Source organism: Novosphingobium sp. KA1 (assembly GCF_017309955.1).
In the GTDB taxonomy this organism is placed as follows: domain Bacteria; phylum Pseudomonadota; class Alphaproteobacteria; order Sphingomonadales; family Sphingomonadaceae; genus Novosphingobium.
On record NZ_CP021248.1, the window covers coordinates 1,443,561 to 1,466,114 of the forward strand.

Here is a 22,554-nt window from a genome sequence, read left to right on the forward strand (position 1 = left end):
GTTTCAGGGCCTGACGGCACCTGCGTAGAAACCGTCGAGATCGCGCTTCATGGCCGACAGGGCGCTGGCATCGACATAGGCCATATGGCCTGTCTCATAGTACCCGAACCGCACGTTATCGCGCAGGCCGGCGGCCAGTTGCATATGCGCAAAGTCGTACTCGGTGCCGAAAAACGGCGTCGCCAGATCGAAGAGGCCGTTCATCACGAAGACCTTCATCGTCGGATTGGCCCGCATCGCCGAGGCGAGATCGAGCGCGGTGTTCGGCGAACTCAGCGGATGGCCATACCCCGGCGCGCGGTGATGCATGTCCCAGGCCGGCTCGATCACGGAATTGTACAGCGCGCGATATTGCAGGTCGCTGTGGAAACCGACCTTGTGCGAGAGGTAATCGCGATACGTCGTCAGCAAGGCGCTGCTGACGCCCGCCGTGGCCGGGTCGTTGGTGGCCGGATCGACCGCGACACTCTCATCGATGCGCGATGCCGCGCCGATGAAGCGGCCGTCGAAACGCCCGGTGATCAGCCCCTTGTCGCGCAGGAGTTCGCTGCGGAAACGCTCCATGTCGATCCGCAGATGGCTCTGCACGAGATAGCTCACCGGCAGTCCGGTAAAGCGCGAGAGCTGTGCGGCGACGGTCTGCTCCTCGTCCGGCGCGATCCGGTCGCCCTTGGCAAGCGCGCGGGCGTAAGGGCCTATGGCGAAGGCGCGGACTTCGTCGAGAAACGCCGATAGCTGTTCGGGCCGGTCAGCCACGCGGCCATGATACCAGGCTATCGCGGCGCATGTCGGCAGGAGGCCGATCGGCCCTTCGTCACGCCCGGAAAGCCCGTCCGAGAAGTTGAGGATGGTCGAAAGCAGGACCACGCCGTTGAGGTCGATGCCCTGATTGTGCAGCCGCAGCGCCAATGCAGCGGCGCGGGTGGTGCCGTAGGATTCGCCGAACAGGAACTTGGGCGCATTCCAGCGCTCGTTCACGGCGATGTAGCGGGTGATGGCACGGGCGAAGGAATCGACGTCCTGATCGACGCCCCAGAAGCTCTTTGCCGGATCGATCCCCGGCATGGCGCGCGAATAGCCGGTGCCGACCGCATCGATGAACACGAGGTCGGTCTTGTCGAGGATGCTCGCCTGATTGGGCTCGAAACGATAGGGCGCGGCAGGCATGGCGTGAGGCGCATTGCCCGGCACGTGCCATGGCCCGAACCCGCCGACATTGAGCCACAGACTGGCCGATCCGGGGCCGCCGTTGAACAGGAACGTGAGCGGCCGCTCGCTGCCCGGCTTCCGGTCGGCGAGATAGGCGACGTAGAACAGGCTCGCGGTCGGCTTGCCCTCGTCATCGCGGATCGTCAGCGTACCGGCTTCGGCGCGGTAAGGCACGCTGGTCTTGCCGATACGAAGCACTTCGCGGGTGCTCGAATGGTGTTCGCCGGCATCGGCTACAACGGCCTCTTCGGCGCGCGCGGAAGTGCCGAGACTCACGGCAAGGCTGGATGCCATCAGGATGGCCTTAAAGCGGCGGGACAGCTTCACTTGGTTTCTCCTGCACCGGCGCGAAGGAAGGAGCGGACGTCTGCTGCGGCTGCCACGCGTGAGCCCTGATCGAGATAGAGCATGTGCCCGGCGGGATAATAGCGAAACGACAGGTTCGCGCGGATTTCCGGCGGCAGCAGCATGTGCGCCAGATCGTTTTCCGTGCCGAAGAACGGCGTGCCGAGGTCGTAATAGCCGTTCAGCGACAGCACCCGCATTGCCGGGTCCTCATGCATGGCGGCAGACAGGTTTTCCTGCATCGCCGGCGAGGTGCGCGGCTCGCCCGAACCCGGCGCACGGGTCGACCAGTTCCAGCGATTATCGAGGCCCGCCACCGTTGCGAGGTAAGGCCCATCGCCGTGATAGTTCAATTCATTGGCCAGATACTGGCTGTTCGCGGCGGGAAAGACCGTGGCGACAACCGTATCCGCCGCGTCGAACGAGGGCGCCGAGGCGGCATCGTCGGTATTCCGGGCGGTGACGCGGGTATCGTAGATGCCCACCATCCGCCCGTCTCCGGTCAGCAGCCGCACGAACTGGCCGACATCAAGCCTGAGGCCGGTGCGCTGCAACTGTGCCTCGGACAGCCCGGTGAACCGTGCAAGCCCTGCCCGTACCGAAGCTTCCTGTTCCGCCGGCAAGCGGTCACCCAGGCGCAGCGCATCCGCATAGGGGCCCGCGGCAAAGTCGCGCGCGGCGGCAACGAAGCTGGCCAGATCCGCCGTGTCCTGTCCGGCGCGGTGGTGATACCACGCGGTCGCCGCCATGCTCGGCAGGGCATTGACGTAGCCCTGGTCGATGCCGGGATGATAGTCCGAGAAGTTGAGGATCGAGGACAGCAGCACGACCCCGCTGGGCGCCGCACCATGATGCTGAAGTACCTGCGCCAGCCCCGCCGCCCGTGTGGCGCCGTAAGATTCGCCAAGGATGTAGCGCGGCGACGACCAGCGCCCGTTGCGCGTCAGCCATGCCGATACGAAGCCTGCAAACGATTCAAGATCGGGATCGACGCCGAAGAACGCATTGGGAGCAGTACCCTCACCCACGCGCGAATACCCGGTGCCGACCGCGTCCACGAAGACGAGATCGGCGCTGTCCAGCAGGGTTTCCTGATTGTCGACGATGCGTATCGGCCATGCGGGCGTCGGCTGCGGGCTGCGGGTTTCCACCCGGCGCGGGCCGAACGAGCCAAGGTCTAGCCAGAGGCTGGCCGAACCGGGGCCGCCATTGAACAGGAACAATACCGGACGATCCGCACTGCGGCCGGGCACGATATAGTCGACGTGAAACATGTCCGCCGCCGCGCCATCGGCAAGGCGAACCGGAAGCCTGCCCGCCACCGCCCGATAGCCCAGGGGTTTCCCGTGAAGCTGGATCGAGTGCTGCGTGACCACGGCGTCCGAGGCCCCTGCGGACGATGCCTGAGTTGAGGCCGGAACCGGGGCTGAAACAGGCGCCGCAAAGACGTGCCCCGCCCAAAGCAGGCTTCCGAAAACGAGCGGCGTAACGAAACGCAAGACCGGCCCTCCTTAATACGAATCGCGTAGTTGTTATGTAATTTAACGCGTTAATCAATAGCCAATCCGGACATTTTGTCGCTTGCGGTCGGTTAGGCGGCGGGAAGAGAACCCGGGCCAAAATTTCCCCTTGCCCGCCGTCTCATTTTGATTAACGTGTTAAATGTATCTGGTGCATGCAGGCGTCCCCACGAAGGGACAGGTCCTGCCCCGCGAATGACACGGAGCCCTTCACAATGTCCAAGATCGACACGGCCCTGCCGCATGTCCGGGCAATCCCGCCCTACCCGCCGGGCCGTCCGATAGACGATGTCGCGCGCGAATTCGGCCTCGACCCCGCGACCATCGTCAAGATCGCCTCGAACGAAAACCCGCTCGGCTGCTCGCCCAAGGTGACCCACGCGCTGACCGCGCTGGCCTCGGGCGTGAACCTCTATCCCGATTTCGACTGCTACGAACTGACCCATGCCCTCGCCGCTGCAAACGGCGTCGAACCGGCCCAGGTCCTGCCCGCAGCCGGATCTAGCGAGATCATCCAGCTCGTCGCCCGCGCCTTCCTTGAACCCGGACGCGCGGCGATCATCCCGCAGTACTCGTTCCAGGCCTATGTCGGCGCGGCCATGTCGGTGGGCGCGCAGGCCCTGTTCGTGCCTGCACAGGATTTCGCCGTCGATCTCGACGCCCTGCTCGATGCCGTGACCGAGCGCACCACCGTGCTGTTCCTGGCCTCGCCCAACAACCCGACCGGCACCCTGATCGCGCCGGACGCGCTCGACCGTTTCGTGGATGCGCTGCCGGAACACGTGCTGCTGGTGATCGACGATGCTTACTGCGAATATGTCGAGCCCGCGCTGCGCTTCGATTCCGTCGCAGCCCTCCAGCGCCGCCGCAATCTTCTGGTGATGCGGACTTTCTCGAAGATCCACGGCCTTGCCGGGCTGCGCGTGGGCTATGCACTGGGGAATCCGGAACTGCTCGGGCTGCTGCGCCGCCTGCAAGTGCCGTTCTCGGTCAGCGCCACTGCCCAGGTCGCCGCCGTTGCCGCGCTGGCCGACACCGCCTTTGCCGAGCGCTCACGCATCGAAAATGCGCACGAACGGGCACGCCTCGCTCTCGAACTCACCCGCCGCGCCATCGCGTTCCTGCCTTCGGCGGGCAACTTCCTGCTGCTGCACGTCGGCGCCGGCGCGGAAATGGCGGATCGGCTGATGCGGCAGGGTGTGATCGTCCGCCCGGTCGACGGCTACGGCCTTCAGGAGTGGCTGCGCGTGTCGATCGGCCTGCCCGCAGAGACCGACCGCTTCCTCGCCGCGCTGGACACAGTGCACGCAGAAGCCGGCCAAAAGGTATGAAAATGGACTTCGATACCAGCAATAGCGCCACCCCCCGCATGCGCACAGGCGGTGAGGCGCTGGTCGAGCAGTTGATCGCGGAAGGCGTCACCAAGGTCTTCGGCATTCCCGGCATCCAGCTCGACTGGGCGGTCGAGGCACTGCGCGCGAACGTAGAGCACATCGATTTCGTCGTGCCGCGCCATGAGCAAGCCGCCTCCTACATGGCGGACGGTTATGCCCGCACCACCGGCAAGGAAGGGGTCTGCATGGTGGTGCCGGGGCCGGGCATGCTCAACGCGCTGTCCGGCATCGCCACGGCTTATGCCTGCTCCTCTCGCGTGCTGTTCCTGGTCGGCCAGATCGATTCCGGTGCGATCGGCAAGGGGCACGGCCTGCTCCACGAACTGCCCGACCAGAGCGCGATCCTGCGCGGACTGTGCAAGTGGCATGCCTTAGCCGAACGCCCCGAGGACGTTGCGCGCCTTGTGCATGAGGCTTTTGTCCAACTGCGCAGCGGGCACCCTCGCCCTGTCGCCATCGAACTGCCGGCGGACGTCCTGCAAGCCGTGGCTGCCGGCATGACCTATCCGCGCGCGCCCGAAGCCCCCACGGCTCCCGGCAGCGATGTGATCGAACAGGCCGCTACGCTGCTCGCCAGCGCCCGTTTCCCGGTCATTCAGGCCGGCGGCGGCGCGGCGGCGGCGGGCGCAAGCGAGGCGATCCGCGCCCTGGCAGAGCGGCTTCAGGCACCGGTCGTCATGACCGAAGGCGGTCGCGGCGTGCTCGACGACCGCCATCCGCTGGCGCTGACCACGCTCGGCGGGCGGGCGGTGATGCCCCATGCCGACGTTGTGCTGGTGCTTGGCAGCCGCTTCGTCAATGCGCTGGGACAGGCCAGCTACGCCCATGAGGCAACGCGCTACATCTACGTCAATCTCGACGGGAGCCACGCCGAAGCGCCCCGCAGCGAGGGCCTTGCCATCGCCGCCGACGTTCGCCTCACCGCCGAAGCGCTGCTGGCTGCCCTGCCCGAACAAAAGCGCCAATCTGCGGCCGAGCGCATCGCCCCCGTCAAACGCTGGGCCGCCGGGCAATTGCAGCGCATCCAGCCGCAGTGGAGCTTCGCCCAGGCCCTGCGCGCGGGTATGGCGGACGATGACATCCTCGTCAGCGAACTGACGCAGATCGGCTATTATTCGACCATCGGCTTTCCCGTCCATGGGCCCCGCCGCTATGTGACGCCGGGCTATCAGGGCACGCTGGGCTACGGCTTCAACACCGCGCTGGGCGCTGCGCATGGCAATCCGGACAGCCGTGTCGTCTCGATCAACGGCGACGGCGGTTTTGCCTGGGGCATGCAGGAACTGGCGACCGCCGCGCGCGACCAGTGCGCGATTTCCATCGTCGTTTTTGTCGACGGGCACTACGGCAATGTCCGCCGCATCCAGAACGCCACGTTCGGCAAGGAATTCGCGGTAGAACTCACCAATCCCGATTTTGCCCTGCTGGCCCGCGCCTATGGCATTCCCGAGTGCAACACAGACAGCCCAGAAGGCCTGCTGAACGGCCTTGAAGAGGCACAGAAACGCGGAGGACCTGCCCTCATCACCGTCACCGTTGGGGCAATGCCCAGTCCATGGGGGCTGATCCACGATTTCGTGCCGATCGGCTTCGAAGTGCCCGCCAATCCTCTTGGCGAACCGGAAACGGTCTGAGAAGGAAACTGCCCATCATGACGAACGCGAACGCCCCCGCTACGCCGCGCTACGGCTGGTACGTCACCGCCGTCCTGATGGTGGCCTATACCTTCTCGTTCCTCGACCGCCAGATCCTCAACCTGATGGTCGGCCCGATCAAGGCCGACCTCGCCATCACCGACACCCAGTTCGCGATGCTGACGGGCGGGGCGTTCGGCATCTTCTACACGGTGATGGCCCTGCCGATCGGCTGGCTGGCGGACCGCGTTTCGCGCAAGAAACTGATCGCCGGCGGAATCGCCCTGTGGAGCCTGATGACGATGCTCTGCGGCACGGCACGGACCTTCCCGGCGCTGCTGTTCACCCGCATCGGCGTGGGGGTCGGCGAGGCGACGCTATCGCCATCCGCCTACTCGATGCTGTCCGACAGTTTCGACCGTTCCCGCCTGCCGCGCGCGATGAGCCTCTATGCCATCGGCATCTACATCGGCGCGGGCACGGCGATGATGCTCGGCGGCTCGATCGTCGAGGCCATCCATCGCACCCCGGACGTGGTGCTGCCGATCCTTGGCGCCACGCGGTCCTGGCACCTGGTGTTCCTTGTCGTCGGCGCGCCGGGACTGCTGGTTTCGCTGTGGATGCTGACGCTGCGGGAACCCGCGCGCCGCCATTCCGCAAGCGAGGAGCAGCACTCCTCCAACCGCTCCGCCCCCGCCGCGATCTGGGCCCTGCTGCGGCGTTACCCGCTGATGGCCACCTCGCTGTTCCTGGGGTCCGCCGTGCTTTCCGTGCTGAGCAGCATGGATGCGTGGTATCCCGAGTTGTTCATCCGCAAGCTCGGCTGGGATGCGGCGCAGACCGGGCATGTCAACGGCGTGACCTCGCTGACCGCCGGACCGCTCGGCATGCTGGCGGCGGGCTGGCTGTCGAGCCGGATGATCGCGCGCGGCCGGAGCGATGCCTGCCTGCGGCTGACGGCGTGGTCCGCCGCGCTGGCGACCGTTCCGGCCATTGTCATGCCGCTGCTGCCCAATGGCTTTGCGATGGGGCTCATGCTGCTGCCGCTCAAGTTTCTCGGCGGCTTCACGCCGGTGCTGATCCCGGCGGCGATCCAGATCGTCGCGCCGGACCGGCTGCGCGGCCAGCTCGGCGCGCTGTTCCTGTTCACCACGGGCGTTGTCGGCGTCACGCTGGGCCCGGTACTGCCCGCGCTCATCAACGATTTCGTGCTGCACGACGAGCACGCGCTGGGCCTGTCGCTGTCGGTATCGGCGCTTGCGGTCGGGCCGCTCGCCGTCCTGCTCCTGAGCATCGGCCTCAAGGAATATCGCAGCCGTCTGGCGCAAGTGAGCGGAGACGATGCCCCCCGCGCAAGCGCCGTTTCCGGCACTGCCGACGCCAGTTTGCCCCTTGCGCAAACCATTTAACGCGTTAAATTAAACCTGCGACTCACAGCCGTCGCCAAGCCATAAAAACCAGAGATTTCCGGAAGAAGCGGCCACAACGCTTCCCGGACGCAGCAGGAACAAGTCGTCCGCCTTCGGGCATGCTCATCTGCATGAGGGATTTGCTATGCGCCTGCGTTACCGCCTGCTCCAGACCCTGCTGGGGTCAACCACGATCCTCGTCTCAACGCCCTGTCTTGCGCCCTGTTTCGCCGAGGCGGCCGATGCGCCCCCGGCGCCGGACAGCACCGGCATGGACATCGTCGTCACCGCCACCAAGCAGAGCACCCCGCTCAGCCGCGTGCCGATCAGCATTTCCGCGCTGTCGCAGGACACCATGGACCAGGCGAACATCCGCAGCTTCGCCGACATCGTGCGCGTGGTGCCCGGCCTGTCGATCCAGACCGACGCCTCGGCCGACCGCATTCCCAACATCTCGATCCGCGGCATCGCCTCGTCCAGCGGCGCGGCGACCACCGGCATTTACGTGGACGATGTGCCGCTGCAGAAGCGCAATGCCATCGGCATCTCCGGCAGCGGCACGCCGATCCCCCACTTGTTCGACCTTGAGCGCGTGGAAGTCCTGCGCGGCCCGCAAGGCACGCTGTTCGGCGGCTCCTCGCTCGGCGGTGCCATCCGCTTCGTGACGCCCGAACCCGATCTCGACAAAGTGACGCTCTACGCCCGTTCCGAAGTGGCCAGTACGAAGTCGGGCGGGGTCAGTTTCGGTCAGGGCGTGGCCATGAGCTACCCCCTGATCCCCGGCACCCTCGCCCTGCGCGTCAGCGGCGATGTGCAGCACACCGCCGGTTACATCGACCACGTGAGCCGCTTCACCGGCGCGGTGATCGAGAAGAACACCAACAGCGCACAGGCCGGCTCCTACCGTGCCGCGCTGCTGTTCGAACCGAACGCCGGGCTGAAGATCACCCCCAGCTTCTATTACTCGTACGACCATTCGGACGATTCCGACGCGCAGTGGTCCTCGATCCCCGAAACCACCCTCGATGGCTATACTTATGCCGCTGCGACGTTCGGCAAGTATCAGAGCGGCAACAACTGCAATGTCGGGGACGACTACGCGTCCAATGCGATATGCTCTGTAAAACAGCCGCGCAAGCAGCGCTTCTTTGTCCCCTCGCTCAAGGTCGAGGGCGATCTCGGCTTCGCCGCCGTGACCTCGGTCTCCTCCTACATCGATGACCGCACCACCGGCAAGGCCGACTATTCCTATGTCGAGCCCGCCAACTTCCAGGGCGGCTATCCCTTCGTGCACAACCTGGCGCTCTACAGTTCCACCCCGGTCTACGAGAACACCCGCAGCGGCTTCACGCAGGAACTGCGTCTGGCCAGCAAGCCCGGATCGCGCCTCGGCTGGCTCGTCGGCGGCTTCTTCTCGCACTACAAGAACAATTCGAACTACCACATCGTCGCCAACATCGCCGATCTCACGCAGGCGGTCTGGGGCATCGATCCGGTCGACGTGTTCGGCGTCGATGTCGAACCCGGCAACGTGACCTACCACCGCGATCAGGACCTCAAGGAAGAGTCTCTCGCCGGCTTCGGTGAAGTGAACTATCAGGTGACCGACAAGCTGAAGGTCATCGCCGGCGCCCGTATCTCGCGCGAGAGCTTCAGCTATCATCAGGAAACCGCCGGGCTCTTTGCGGGCTACACCGTGCCGACCACGGCCAACGGCGGCCTTACCGACGGCAAGGTCAAGGAAACCCCGGTCACCCCGCGCTTCGGCCTGCAATACCAGTTCGACAGCCGCACGATGTTCTACGCCACCGCCTCCAAGGGCTTCCGTGTCGGCGGCGTCAACCAGCCGCCCCCGGCCGCGCGCTGCGAGGCCGACCTCGACATGCTCGGCATCACCTCGACGCCCGGCACCTACAAGTCGGACCACCTCTGGAGCTACGAGGCAGGCGTCAAGGGCCGCACCGCGAACGGCGCCGTCTCGTTCGACGCCAATGCCTTCTACATCGACTGGAGCCGCATCCAGGTGTCCTACGGCCTGCCGACGTGCGGCTTCGGTTATGTCATCAACGGCGGCAAGGCGGTCTCGCGCGGTGTCGACATCCAGGGTGCGGTCCGGCCGGTCGAGGGGCTGACGCTGAGCGGTGAATTCGCCTATACCGATGCCTATTACGACCGCGCCGTGGTTGGCGATGCGCCGGGCAACACGCTCTATGTAGCCAAGGGCGACAAGCTGCCGGTGCCGCGTTACCGGCTCAACCTCAACCTCGACTACACGCGCGAAGTCGGCGGTTTCGAAGCCTATCTGCGCGCCGGCTACCAGCACGCATCAAGCTACCAGAACGGCACCGGCCCCGAGACGGCCAGCTACTACCCCGACACCTGGCAGGTCGGCGCCACCGACTTCGTGACCGCCCGCGTCGGCTTCGGCCGCGATGGCTGGGACTTGTCGGTCTTCGCCGACAACCTGTTCAATTCGTCGGACGTGCTCGGCCGCTCGAACGGGCGCACCGGCTGCGCGGCAGGCAGCGGCGCGGCCTGCGCCACCTACGAGCAGTACACCTCGCCGCTCCTCTACACCACGTTCCGGCCGCGCACGCTTGGCCTGACCTTCACGCTGCGCAAATAGCGGCAGACAAGCAGGCGCCTGGAACAGTTGATCCGATCGCGGCGGATCGACTGTTCCAGGCCGCAGGCTCATAGACCGCGGCATCGAGGCGCCCGAATGTCCGACCGATCTGCCGACGAGACGACGCTGCAAGACTGGTGCAAGGCTGGTGCAAGCCAAGTGAGCCAAGACATGCCCGACTGACCACTGCGCGGAGCCCCCTCCCCGCATCCGCTTTCGGAAAGACTATCGGCCATGAAGACCAGGTTTCTACTCTCCGCCGTCACCACGGCCATCCTGAGCGTGCCCGCAGTGGCGGCGACGCCATCCGCGCCGGCGGCCATCGCCCCCCTCCACGACCTGATCGCCCCGCTCGACATTCCGTTCGAGACCTTCACGCTGGACAATGGCCTGCGCGTCGTTGTCCATACCGACCGGCGCACGCCCGTTGTCGCGGTCGGCGTGTGGTACGATGTCGGATCGACCAGCGAACCGGCGGGCAAGACCGGCTTCGCCCACCTCTTCGAACACCTGATGTTCAACGGCACCGAAAACGTGCCGGGAGACTTCTTCGCCCCGCTCAAAGCGATGGGCGCCACCGATTACAACGGCACCACCTATTTCGACCGCACCAACTATTACGAAACGGTGCCGACCGACGCGCTGGAGCGCACGCTTTATCTTGAGAGCGACCGCATGGGCTGGCTGCTCGGCGCCGTCACGCAGCACGTGCTCGATGTGCAGCGCGGGGTGGTCCAGAACGAGAAGCGCCAGCGCGACAACCAGCCTGATGGGCTCGTCTCGTACCGTCAGGTGGCGGCTCTGTACCCTCAAGGGCATCCTTATGCGCACGATCCCATCGGATCGATGAAGGACCTGGACGGTGCCAGCCTCGCCGATGTCAAGGCGTGGTTCCACGATCATTATGGCCCCAACAATGCCGTGCTCGTGCTGTCCGGCGACATCGACGCCGCCGCCGCCCGCCCGCTGGTCGACAAGTACTTCGGCGCGATCGCACGTCGCCCCCAGGCAAAGGCCACGATCGCGCCCGTCACTCCGCTGGCCAAAGCCGTCACCGAAACCATGACCGACCGCGTAGCGACCGTGATGATCGATCGCAGCTGGCCGGTTCCCGGCATGGACAGCCCCGATTCCCCGGCTCTGGACATTGCCGCAGGCGTCCTTGGCAACCTTGCCAGTTCGCGCCTTGCCGAAGCGCTGGTGCGGCAGGAAAAGCTGGCGGTCAGCGTCACCGCCGGCAATGCCAGCAATGCCCATGCGGGCATGTTCGACATCCGCGTGATGGTCCGCCCCAGCGTGGACCCGGCGGCGGTAACCGCCCGGCTTGATGCGATCATGGCCGAATTCCTCGCCCACGGCCCGACACCGGACGAAGTGCGCCGCGCGGCCACGGACCTGATCGTCAGCACCACCAGCAGCCTGGAATCCGTCTCCGACAAGGCCGAGATGCTGGCCGAGGGCGAACTCTATTCGCGCGATCCGGGATTCTATCGCCGCCAGCTTGAACAGCTTGCCGCCGAGACGCCCGAGCGTGTCACCGAAGTCGCGCGTCGCTGGCTGGCCCAGCCCGCCTATACACTCACCGTCACCCCCGGCACCCGCGCGGCCTATGACGAAACCGCCGTCAGCGAACGGGCCCCCGCTCCCGAGACCGCCACCGAAACCGCGCCCGTAAAGGGCACACGCGGCCCCTTGCCCGCGCTGGGCGAGCCCGGCGCGCCCAAGGTTCCGGCCATCTCCCGCGCCCGCCTCTCGAACGGGATCGAGGTGGTCTATGCCAACCAGCCCGCGACGCCGTTCACCCGCGTCGTCCTGAGCCTCGATGCCGGGGCTTCCGCCGATCCGGCGAGCGCCATCGGCACCCAGCAGCTCATGCTGGCGATGCTGACGCAGGGCACCATCCACCGCAGCGCCAGCGCAATTGCCGAGCAGCAGGAAAACCTCGGCGCCTCGATCCAGACCGGCGCCTCGCTCGATCGCACCACGCTGGTGCTTTCGGCCCCCAGCGCCAACGCCGCCGCCGCGCTCGACCTGCTGGCCGATGTGGCGCTGGCCCCGGCCTTCCCCGCCGCCGATCTGGCCCGCACGCGCGGCGAACAGCTTGCCCGCATCGCACAGGAACAGGCCGCCCCCGCCGCCGTCGCCGCGCGCACCATCACGCCGCTGCTCTACGGCGCCGACAGCCCTTATGCCCGCGCCCAGGGGTCGGGCGATGCCGCCACGGTCGCCAAGCTGACCGCAGCCGATCTCACCGCATTCCACAAGGCATGGTTCCGCCCCGAAAAGGCGCAGATCTTCGTCGCCAGCGAACGCCCGCTGTCCGAAGTCCGCGCCCTGCTGGAGCGTAGCTTCGGCGGGTGGAAAGCCGTCGGCCCGGCCGGAACCAAGGCCTTCCCGGCCGCACGCACTGCGCCTTTCAAGCCCGAAGTGGTGCTGATCGACCGCCCGGATTCCCCCCAGTCCTACATCATGGCGGGCTTCCCCACCCCGCTCGATCCCAAGGGCGAGACGATCGCGGCGGAAATGGCCAATGACGCGCTCGGCGGCGATTTCCTCTCGCGCATCAACATGGACCTGCGCGAAGACAAGCACTGGACTTACGGCGTGCGCGGCACCTTCCGCGTTTCGCAGCAGGCCATGCCCTATATCGTCACCGCGCCGGTACAGGCCGACCGCACCGGCGATTCCATCGTCCAGATCCGCCACGACATGGAGGAATTCCTCACCTCCAAGCCGCTGACAGCGGACGAACTGGAACGCTCCGCCGCCGACCAGATCCGCTCGCTCCCCGGCGCCTTCGCCAGTTCCGGCACGGTGCTGGGCACCATGCAGCGCAATGCCCTGCTGGCCCGCCCCGACGATTACGAAGTCCTGATGGCCCAGCGCGTCCGCGCGCTGACGCCGGACCGCGCCAATGCCGCGATCCGCGCCGCTCTCGATCCAAGCAAGGGTGTGTGGGTCGTCGTCGGCGATGCGGCCAAGGTCGGCCCGCAGCTGAAAAGCCTCGGCCTCACCTATCGGCTTGAAGCCACTCCTGCCCCCGCCGCCAAGGATACCGCAGAATGATCGCCCTGCTCGCCGCCCTGCTGGCCGGAACCGCTACCGTTGCGGTCCCCGCCCATGCCCCCGACACCGCAATCACACCGACCATACCTTCGGTCAGCCAGCCGCTCGGCCATGACGACCGTGGCCGTCCGCAGATCGACGTATCCGTCAACGAGCAGGGGCCGTTCCCGATGGTGGTGGATACCGCCGCGCAGTCCAGCCTGATGTCGCCAGATCTCGCCGCCGCGCTCAAGCTGCAGCCCATGGACAGCGACCTGTCGATCAACGGCGCCACCGGCAGCACCAAGGCGCAGATCTACCCGGTCGATCACTTCGCCAGTTCGCTGTTCGACGAAAAGATGGTCGGCGTGCTGATGTTCCCCAACCCCGGCACGACATCGGCGCGCGGGATCGTCGGCATGGAGCATTTCGGCGAAGGCAAGCTGACGTTCGACCGCACCAACGCCCGCCTCTCCTTCGGCCCCTCTGCCCCGGCGGGGACGGGCTTTGCCACGCACAAGGGCGAACTGCACGGCGGCCTGCTGGTGGTGCCGCTCATGCTGGACGGCGTGGCGATGAAGGCCACGGTCGATACCGGCGCGGGCGTCACCATTGCCAATGCCGCCGCGCTCAAGGCGCTGGGCTGGAGCGTGGACGACAGCCGCCTTGTCGCTGCCGGCACCATTCGCGGCGCGACCAATGCACAAAGCGCGATCCGCATGGGCCGCATCGGCAAGATGCAGCTGGGCCCGGTCGGCCTCTCGAACGTACCGGTCTACTTCAATTTCGGTGACACCTCGGCAAGCGAACCGATAGTCATTCTCGGCTCGGACATCCTTGGCCTGCTCGATGCCTATGCGGTCGACTTCCCCCGCGCCGAACTGCAGATCCGCATTCCAGGGCGCTCGTAAGTCAAGCGATCTCCCCGCCGCGCGGGGGGATCAGCATGGTGAAGATCGCCCCCGCACCGTCGTCGGCATTACGCGCCGCGACGGTGCCGCCGTGAAGCGTCGCCACCGCCTTGACGATGGCCAGCCCCAGGCTATAACCCTTGCGATTGGAGCGATAGCGCACGAAGGGCTCGAACAGCGTCGTCGCATTCGCGGGATCGATGCCCGAGCCGAAATCGCGCACCGCAAGCACGCCTTCCACGCTCAGCCCCACAAAGATCCGCCCGCGATCGGGCGTGAACGACAGGGCGTTTTCGACGAGGTTGGTAATCGCGGTTTCCAGCAACTGCGCCTCGCCGGTGCAGACGAAACGCGCGACCTGCGGTTCGAAATAGACGTCGATATCGCGCGAACTGGCCAGCGTCGCCGTATCGGCCAGCACCTTGCGGACCACCGCGACCAGATCGACCACCCCGTTCACGTCATGGATGCCGCCGATCTTCATCAGCGTCAGCAACTGGTTCACCAGCCCGACCATGCGGCGCACATCGCCCACCAGCTTGTCCTTGAGCGGGCTCTCGTCCATCTGCTCCAGCCGCATGCGCAGCACCGTGAGCGGCGTGCGAAGTTCATGGGCGGCAGCGGAGAGGAAGAACTTCTGCCGGCGCTGCATGTCGGCGGAACGGTCGATCAGGTGATTGGTCGCCCGCACCAGCGGCAGGACTTCACGGGGCAGGCCCTTCTCCGGCAGCTGATGATCGAGCGCTTCGGGATCGAACGAATAGGCGACCCGCGCAACGCGGCGGATCAGGATCATGTTGCCGATCACGACCGCCGCCGTCAGCAAGAACGTCGCCAGCACGGCCAGCGTGAAGTTGCTGCCGAACGTCCAGAACATCTTGCCGAAAGCCTGCTCGCGGCGATCGATGTCGGTCGGGAAAGCGCGCGAGAGCCCATCGAACTCGTAATAGCGTGGGCGGCCGCAATCGATGAATTCCAGCGAACCCTTGGTCTTCCGGGTGGAAAGGTCACGAAACAGCTGCGAGCATAGCCCCGGCGTCACATTGCTGGCCTGAAGCGCGACCACCCGGTCCAGCCCCAGTTCCTCGAAATGGCGGGGACGGCGATCGCCATTGCCGATCACGCGGTCGCCCACCCGGATGTAATAACGGAACGCCGGATTGCGCCGCGCCGCATCGTCCATCACTTTGCCGAACGCGGGCGGAACCGGGGCCTGCGGATCGCGGTCAAGCTCCAGCATATAGGCGTTGACCACCTCGCGCACTTTCTGGGCGCTGATGTCCAGCGGATCGAAAGCCGCCGGCGGCAGCACGTCCATCATCGGGCGGATGGCCAGCACATAGACCCCCGCGCCGAACAGCACGAGCATCGCGATCGCCATCTGCCCGATCATCGAGCGAAACAGCCAGGACCACGGCGAGGTCCGCCGGTCCGCCTGTCCGCCAGCCTGCCCTGCCGGGGGCGGTGTCAATTCAGCGGCCAGCCTTGCCGGTTTCGCCTGCTCTGTCACGTCCTGCCTCCGCTTCGGCCTCGAACTGCGGCCAGCTGTCGAACGGCGGCGTCTTCGCAGCCGTTCCCAGCTCCGATCCGATCCGCGCGGTCAGACGATCATAGACGCGCCGCGCGGCCGTTGTATCGGTCCAAGTGCGAAGATTTGCCACCATCGCGGTGAGCAAGGCGGATTGCTCCTCGCCATAGAGGCCATCGTTGCCGCCGGCATAGACGATCTGGAGCAAGGCCGCCTCCATCAGCGCGCCGGAAGGCGCATAGTCCCCGCCCCGCCCGAACAGGCGCGCGAACCGAATGCGTTCGAAGGCCGTAAGCATGTCCTGACGGCCCAGTCGCGAGGACAAAGCCTGCAATTGCGCCGCCGTCGGCGCGGCCTTCGCACGGTCCAGCAGTACGGCCAGCAATTGCAGTTCGTGCGGCGAGATCGCTCCCGCCTGAAGGGCAGACAGCCCCGCCTCGATCCGCGCCGGGGCCTTGCCCTGTCGTTCGAGACCGGCGGCTGTCAGCGTGTAAAGCCGCTCCTGACGGCGACGGTCGGCTGGATCGAGGGCTACCAGCCAGCGCTCCATTTCCTGCGTGATCGCAGGGCTTTCCAGCGCGCCGAGCAATGCGGCCTGCTGTCCGTCCTGACCATCCGGATCGGGAAGCGCCTGAACGAATGCAGCCCGCTCCATGCCGGGCGAGCCTTCGCCATCGCCGTGCGGTGCCGCGGCCCGCCAGCTTCCGCGCAAGGCTGCACGCACGGCCGATGGGCCTGCCTGAAGCGCCTTGTCGATACCCGAAGTCGGGGAATCGTCCGCTGGAGAGACTTGCTGCTGCTGGCTGACCGCCCGCCGCCGCTCCGCCTCGATCACGGCCGGATCGCTGGCGAACTGCGTGCGATAGCCGTCGTAGAGCATGGCGAAGAGGCGCCGGAAATCGATGCCGCCTTGTGCCGCATCGGCGCGATTGCCCATTTCCACCAGCCAGTCGGCATTGGCGATATCCGCCCCGCTCGACCGGCCAAGCGCCCGCGCCTTGTCTACTTGGCCGGTCAGGGCCTGCGCCAGTTGCAGCACGCTGGCCGCTTCCTTGTCGTCGCCGTGCCGGCCGACATAACCGCTCAGCAGGTCGACGAAGCGGGCCTGCCCGTTCTGGTTCCAGAGCGAATTCAGCAGCCCCGCCAGCCAGAGCGCATTATCGGGCTCCAGCGACACGAGTTTTTCGTAATAGCCCGGGATCCGGGCGCGTTGTTCTTTCGTCCCGCCCATGTCCAGACCAACGATCTGCTTTCGGTAGAATGCCGCAATGGCATCCGCCGAGGGGTGGGGATCGGCCATGAAGGCATCGATCGCCTGCTGCTCCTGCGCCGCGAAATATTGCCGCACGAGCGGGGCTGCATAGTCGCGCCCCTGATAATGACGCATGGTATCGGCCTGAAGCGCCAGCAGCAGCGGATAGGCTTCGTCCTTTCGCCCCGCCAGAAACGCATCGAGGAAGCCCGGCAGATTGCGCCCATCATCATAACGATCCACCACCGTCCGCGCGGCGCGCAGAAGAAGGTCGCGATTGCCGGGGGCCACATCGGGGATCAGCACCTTCTCGATCATGAAGGCCGCCGACTTGGTCGGCAGCCCGCGGTCGTAGGCGATATCGCGCGAAAGGACGGCAAAGAAGCGCTGCTGCTGCGAGGCCGAAAGGCTGGCTTCGAACAGGGCCTTCACCAGCGCGGCCTGGAATGCCGTTTCGGAGCCGGACTGCTCCATCCGCGCCACCAGGCTTTCGTAGAGCGTCAGTTTGTCGGCAACGGAGAACGGCGCGATCATGCCCTCGGGACGGGCAGAAGGGTCGCTCTTGATGTCATAAAGCGCGCGGCTGGCGGGCGGCGGCAGGCTGCCACGCGTCACCATCAGATCCAGCAAGCGGGCATTGTCCAGTGATCTGCCCCCTTCTGAGTGGCCCATCGACTATCGTAGTCTTGACCACGAAGGAGGAATGGAATGGCTCGGAAGCACAAGCCGGAGGAGGTCATCGGCAAGCTGCGTGAGGCGGAGATCGTGTTGGCGCAGGGCGGGACGGTGGCCGACGCCTGCCGGCGGATCGGCGTCACCGAACAGAGCTATTACCGCTGGCGCAAGGAGTACGGCGGGCTGAAGATGGATCAGGCACGGCGGATGAAGGATCTCGAGCGAGAGAACGCCCGGCTGCGGCAGGCGGTGTCGGATCTGACGCTCGATAAAATGATCCTGCAGGAGGCGGCGCGGGGAAACTATTGAGCCCCGCCAGACGCCGCCGCTGTGTCGATCACATCCGAGGGATCATGGCTGTCTCCGAGCGGCGGGTGTGCCGTGTACTCGGGCAGCATCGATCGACGCAGCGCAAGGCGCCACGCGGGGCGGACGACGAAGCCGCACTGACGGAGGACATCATCGCTCTCGCCCGGCAATATGGCCGTTACGGCTATCGCCGGGTGACCGCCCTGCTGCGCGATGCGGGGTGGCATGTGAACCGTAAGCGGGTCGAGCGCATCTGGCGCCGCGAGGGGCTCAAGGTGCCGCAAAAGCAGCCGAAGCGCGGAAGGCTCTGGCTCCATGACGGATCGTGCATCCGGCTGCGGCCCGAGTATCCGGGGCACGTGTGGTCCTACGACTTCGTCGAGGGCCGCACGCATGATGGTCGCAAGTTCCGCATCTTGTCGATCATCGACGAGGCCAGTCGGGAGTGCCTGGCCTTGCCGGTCGCGCGACGGCTCAGGAGCGAGGATGTGCTGGCGGCGCTGGCCGATCTGTTCGTCACGCGTGGGCCGCCTGCGCATATACGGTCGGACAACGTCCTGGGTCGCGAAGCAATGGCGCGATTTGGCCAGCAGGTCTCTTCGCGTCGACAACGATCGGCGCGGCCTGCATTCTGAGCCAGATGGCTTCCACCGTCAACGGGATCGCTCCCTGCCATAGCAAACACAGGATCCAGCGGCGCCGAGGCGGCCGTGGTCCTCACCGTCCTTAGAACGAGATACGCACCCAGGTGGAAGGCCCGAACATTATCTACAGGGTCGCTTTCGCGCCCTCATGGCCCTTACAGAGAGGGGTCCTTCCACCTGGCATCCGACCGTTCAATGAACGGCCGGTACTCTGTCCCCGTCTTGACGACCGCGTGAGCCACGCGCGCCATCTTGGCGGTGAGCGCCGTCATCGCCTTGCGGCGGCGATCGGCATCGTCCGCGTGCCCGGCGGTATATCGTCCGAGCTTGTCGCGGAAGCTGTTGTCGCGCTGCCGCGCGGCAATTTGGGCAGCCATCCAGAAGGTCCGGCGCAATCGTGCGTTGCCGTACTTGGATAGCTTGGTGCGGCCGCGGAAAGTGCCTGATTGGCAGGTCGCGAGATCCAGACCACAGAATTTCAGGAATTGGCGGTGATGGCTGAAGCGACGTAGATCGCCTGCCTCTGCCAGGATCGTCAGTGCATTGATCGGACCGATGCCGGGAATTTTGCGCAGCAACTGGTAGTCAACGTGATCGGCGAGCTTGAGATGGGCAAGCCGCTCAATCTCGTCGCGCTGCTGGATGAGACTTCGTCCCTGCGCAATGACCATACGGAACATGGTGATCGCCGCGGAGTCCTCTGGCACCGGCAACGCTGCCGAAGCGCGCGCAGTCTCATAAATATCGTTGATCAGCCTCGCTTTGGAGACCTTGCGCCCGATCAGTGGCCATACCTCGGTAGAGAAGGCTTCACGATCAAGCGAGGTTATAATGGCTGGGGTCGGAAATCGCTCGAGGAGCGCCAAGAACCAATCTGACCTGCTATTGCCCGCAAAGTGGGCGATCTCGGGAAAATAGAGCGGGAGGTAGTGGGTCAATATGCGATGCCAGGTTTGCGTCTTCATCTTGGAGACGACCTCGTGCGTCTTGGATAACTCCTGCAGATCGTTGATTCCGACAGCGAGCGGGTCGACATAGCGCTGGGTGGCGCCGATCTGCAGCATGTGCAGGATGACCTGCGCGTCCTTAGGGTCGTTCTTGTCCCAGCTATTATGCAACGCCTCCCGCGTCCGCGCCAAAGCCACCGACGAGATGAGCCGTAGCTCGAACCCTGCAGTGAGCAGCCGATGCGCAAGGGTCCGATGGTAGTTGCCTGTCGCTTCGAAGCCGACCACGATGGGCCTTCCGATGGCGGCGAGTTGGTCTGCCAGAGCATCATAGTCCGTCTTGGTCGCGAGCACCGTCATGCGCCTGCGTCGTCCGCCCTCGGGGCGCTCGATGAGCACCTCTTGCCGATTCTTGGCCATATCGATTGCTACCAGTACGGCGCCGGCGGGTGTAGAAGAGAGTTTGGTCATGATCGGTCAGCCTCCAAAGTGTCGTCTCGACAACCTCACTTTAGAGCCCTGCTGGGCGTTCATGACCGCCTTGATGAAGCCTGCGGGCGCTACGCGCCCTTGTCATCATCAAGGCAATCCGGCCATTCCAGAGCTTGCTTCCCAATGTGCTATGGCCCCGAATTTATCGCCAATGCCGTGCAAGAATGGCTGGGCAGGATCGGTGTGAAGACGCTCTACATCACCCCCGGCAGCCCGTGGGAAAATGGCTACTGCGAGTCCTTCAACGGCTCGATGCGTGACGAGCTACTCAACGGTGAGATCTTCTACACCCTGGCCGAGGCTAAGATCCTGATCGAGGCTTGGCGGCGGCACTACAACACTGTCAGGCCGCACAGCTCGCTGGGCTACCGGCCGCCGGCCCCGGAAGCAGCGACGCCGCCATGGCCGCCCTCCGGTTCCGCTTCGCTCCACCTGCGGCCGGCCATGGCGCCGGAGGCAATCTTACACTAACAAATAACCCGGACCACTCGGTGGGGGCCGATCACCCATTTGCCCCCCCCCGGCGAGGCGCCGCGGACGCGGGAAGAGTGGTTCTCTTTCAAGGCCGTGCAACGCTGCCGGGGGGCAAATGGGGGCTACCCCGAAGGGGCTGGACCAAAACCCGCCACTTCAGCGTCGGTTCGGCTTGAACTATCGACATAGTCCTGCGCCTCGCCTCCTTGAATCGACAGGCTTTGCCTCCCGTCGTGACCTCGAGGAATTTGTCTACGCCGCCTAGGTGTTTAGTCCCAACATGTGATGGTTAGGTTTGACGATAAAGATGTGAGGCTTTGATTTCCAGAGTTCCTCAACAGCTTCGTAAGGCGTTCGGAACTTGAGCGCCTTGAGCTGCTTGGCGAAGTTGTAGGCGGTCAGCCAGTCACGGACGTGCCGTCGCAGTTCGTTGATCGAGGCGTAATGGAAGGTTTTGACGGTCGCCTCCTTGATGGTTCGCACCATGCGTTCGGCCTGCCCGTTGGTCCAGGGATGATAGGGCTTGGTTAGCCGGTGCTCGATACCGTTTTCCTGACAGACGCGGCCGAAGATGTGCGGGAAGGACAGGCCGGTGCCACGCTCGAACTGGGCGAACTGCACGCCGTTGTCGGTGAGGATGGTGTGAATCTTGTAGGGCACCGTCCTGATCAATGCTTTCAGGAAGCCGGCTGCGACCAGCTTCGTCGCTCTGCGATAGATGCGTGCGAAGACCAGCTTGGATGTGCGGTCCACGGCGACATAGAGGTAGGCCTTGCCATCCTCATAACGCAGTTCGGCGATATCGATGTGGAAGTAGCCGATCTCGTAGTTCTTGAACTTCTGCGGCTTCTCGCGATCGGCTTTGGGCAACTGGCTGATCCCATGCCGTTGCAGGCAGCGATGCAACGACGAGCGGCTCAGATGCGGGATCACGTCCTTGAGCGCGATGTAAACATCGTCGAGTGGCAGCCGGGCCTGCACCCGCAGCGCCACGATCGCGGCTTCCTCCATTGGGGAGAGCACAGTGCTGCGCCGCTCCCTCGGTCCCATCGGCAAGTCTTCCACCGATTGCCGCTTGCGCCACTTCAGGACCGTTTTCTCGTTGATCCCGTACTTCTTGGCGAGGTGCGCGACCGAAGCTTGCGATCGCTGTAGCTCTGCTCGAATGGCGTGCGTGGTCTTGGCGCTGCCATGGAGAACCTGGCCCATAAATCCCTCCGCTGTGATGGGGATAGTTTTACACCATCACATGTTGGGACTAAACACCTAGGCGGCGTGGACAAAGTTCCGCGCTGCCGCGAGGCAATGCGCAAGTCGTTCCTCCAATGGAACTCCGGCCAATTCCTGCGAGCGCTGCGGCACTTCCAGGCCGACGATCCGGTCTTGCGGCAGCAAGGCAAGCAATTCGACCAATGGCACGTCTCCCTCGCCGCACGCCAGGCGTTCGCAGATGGCCTCCTCCATGTAGTCGGCCAGAACCCGCTGGGCAGGAACGTCGCAAAGCTGGATATAGCCGATCACATCGGGATCAAGGGCTGCGAGATCCGCAGGACGCCCGCCCGTCCGGCAGAAATGCATTGTGTCAAATATCACCCGGCAATCCTGGCGGCCCACATGGGCGATCGCGCGTTGTGCCGTTTCCAGATTGCAGATCGGAAAGATCGGCACGAATTCGATCAGCGTCTCGATGCCAAAACCGCTCGCCAGTTCGCACAGCGTCGCCAGTTGATCGAAGCTACGGAGCAAATCGGGATCAAGGCTGACAACATTGATGCGGGGAATGCCGAGCCCCTCCATGATCGCCAGATCGCCCGCATAGAGATCGCGCACATCGTGTTCCGGCACAATCGCAACCCCTTCGCCGGACGCAATCGTTACGCCCGTTTCCGCCATCGCCGCACGCAGATCCCGGCGTAGCACGATGTCATCGCGCAGCGAGAAACGCTGATAACCCGCAAGGCTGGCACGCGCAGGCTGAAGTGGCGTACTGATGTGCCGGAAGCCCAGCCGAGAGGCCAGCCGCACGGCCTCGACCGGCGGCAAACCGAAGGTGCTCGCGAATTCCAAGCTGATCGGCCTCATTCTCACTCTCGCGGTCGGCAAAAGAACGGGCATGCTATCCTGTTTCGTCGTGAGCTAC

General features: G+C 65.1%; 12 protein-coding genes and 3 pseudogenes. 8 read left to right on the forward strand and 7 right to left on the reverse strand.

Features of this window, described 5'->3' with window-relative positions:
• Positions 1–3: 3 nt before the first annotated feature.
• Both CA833_RS24090 and CA833_RS24095 read right to left on the reverse strand, forming a co-directional pair.
• On the reverse strand, positions 4–1,536 hold the full coding sequence (locus tag CA833_RS24090; RefSeq protein WP_207080478.1) for a S10 family peptidase: 1,533 nt from the start codon (positions 1,534–1,536) through the stop codon (positions 4–6).
• On the reverse strand, positions 1,533–2,930 hold the full coding sequence (locus CA833_RS24095; RefSeq protein ID WP_207080479.1) for a S10 family peptidase: 1,398 nt from the start codon (positions 2,928–2,930) through the stop codon (positions 1,533–1,535). The genes CA833_RS24090 and CA833_RS24095 overlap by 4 nt, the downstream gene beginning before the upstream one ends.
• A 359-nt stretch (positions 2,931–3,289) precedes the next feature.
• Between CA833_RS24095 and hisC the strand changes: the two genes are divergently transcribed.
• From hisC to CA833_RS24125, 6 genes are all read left to right on the forward strand, one after another.
• Positions 3,290–4,405, forward strand: a complete 1,116-nt coding sequence (gene hisC, locus CA833_RS24100) for a histidinol-phosphate transaminase (RefSeq protein WP_207080480.1) — start codon at positions 3,290–3,292, stop codon at positions 4,403–4,405.
• A 38-nt stretch (positions 4,406–4,443) separates the two neighbouring features.
• Positions 4,444–6,102 (forward strand): thiamine pyrophosphate-binding protein, encoded by a 1,659-nt coding sequence (locus tag CA833_RS24105; protein ID WP_242526475.1) that lies wholly within the window; start codon positions 4,444–4,446, stop codon positions 6,100–6,102.
• 17 nt (positions 6,103–6,119) lie between these two features.
• Positions 6,120–7,511, forward strand: a complete 1,392-nt coding sequence (locus CA833_RS24110; RefSeq protein WP_207080482.1) for an MFS transporter — start codon at positions 6,120–6,122, stop codon at positions 7,509–7,511.
• Positions 7,512–7,656: 145 nt separating this feature from the next.
• Positions 7,657–10,137: a TonB-dependent receptor gene (locus tag CA833_RS24115; protein WP_207080483.1), complete on the forward strand. Its 2,481-nt coding sequence runs from the start codon at positions 7,657–7,659 to the stop codon at positions 10,135–10,137.
• Between the two features lie 234 nt (positions 10,138–10,371).
• Positions 10,372–13,203 (forward strand): pitrilysin family protein, encoded by a 2,832-nt coding sequence (locus CA833_RS24120; RefSeq protein ID WP_207080484.1) that lies wholly within the window; start codon positions 10,372–10,374, stop codon positions 13,201–13,203.
• A complete protein-coding gene (locus CA833_RS24125) occupies positions 13,200–14,093 on the forward strand; it encodes an aspartyl protease family protein (RefSeq protein WP_207080485.1) in 894 nt (297 codons plus the stop codon). The genes CA833_RS24120 and CA833_RS24125 overlap by 4 nt, the downstream gene beginning before the upstream one ends.
• 1 nt (position 14,094) lies before the next feature.
• On the opposite strand, the gene CA833_RS24130 is transcribed toward CA833_RS24125, so the two are convergent.
• Both CA833_RS24130 and CA833_RS24135 read right to left on the reverse strand, forming a co-directional pair.
• A complete protein-coding gene (locus CA833_RS24130) occupies positions 14,095–15,603 on the reverse strand; it encodes a HAMP domain-containing sensor histidine kinase (protein WP_207080486.1) in 1,509 nt (502 codons plus the stop codon).
• Positions 15,566–17,503: a hypothetical protein gene (locus CA833_RS24135; RefSeq protein WP_207080487.1), complete on the reverse strand. Its 1,938-nt coding sequence runs from the start codon at positions 17,501–17,503 to the stop codon at positions 15,566–15,568. Before CA833_RS24135 ends, CA833_RS24130 begins: the two co-directional genes overlap by 38 nt.
• Before the next feature lie 78 nt (positions 17,504–17,581).
• Between CA833_RS24135 and CA833_RS24140 the strand changes: the two are divergent.
• Positions 17,582–18,411 (forward strand): annotated as a pseudogene (locus CA833_RS24140) (IS3 family transposase); the annotation flags it as partial.
• 214 nt (positions 18,412–18,625) lie between these two features.
• On the opposite strand, the pseudogene CA833_RS24145 reads toward CA833_RS24140, so the two are convergent.
• Positions 18,626–19,919: pseudogene (locus CA833_RS24145) on the reverse strand (IS110 family transposase).
• A gap of 153 nt (positions 19,920–20,072) precedes the next feature.
• Here CA833_RS24145 and CA833_RS24150 point away from each other — a divergent pair.
• A pseudogene (locus CA833_RS24150) lies at positions 20,073–20,411 on the forward strand (integrase core domain-containing protein); the annotation flags it as partial.
• A gap of 264 nt (positions 20,412–20,675) precedes the next feature.
• Here CA833_RS24150 and CA833_RS24155 read toward each other — a convergent pair.
• Both CA833_RS24155 and CA833_RS24160 read right to left on the reverse strand, forming a co-directional pair.
• A complete protein-coding gene (locus tag CA833_RS24155) occupies positions 20,676–21,623 on the reverse strand; it encodes an IS481 family transposase (protein ID WP_207080488.1) in 948 nt (315 codons plus the stop codon).
• 57 nt (positions 21,624–21,680) lie between these two features.
• The gene (locus CA833_RS24160; protein ID WP_207080489.1) at positions 21,681–22,481 is read right to left on the reverse strand and encodes a sugar phosphate isomerase/epimerase; all 801 of its coding nucleotides are present in this window, start codon (positions 22,479–22,481) and stop codon (positions 21,681–21,683) included.
• Between the last annotated feature and the right edge of the window lie 73 nt (positions 22,482–22,554).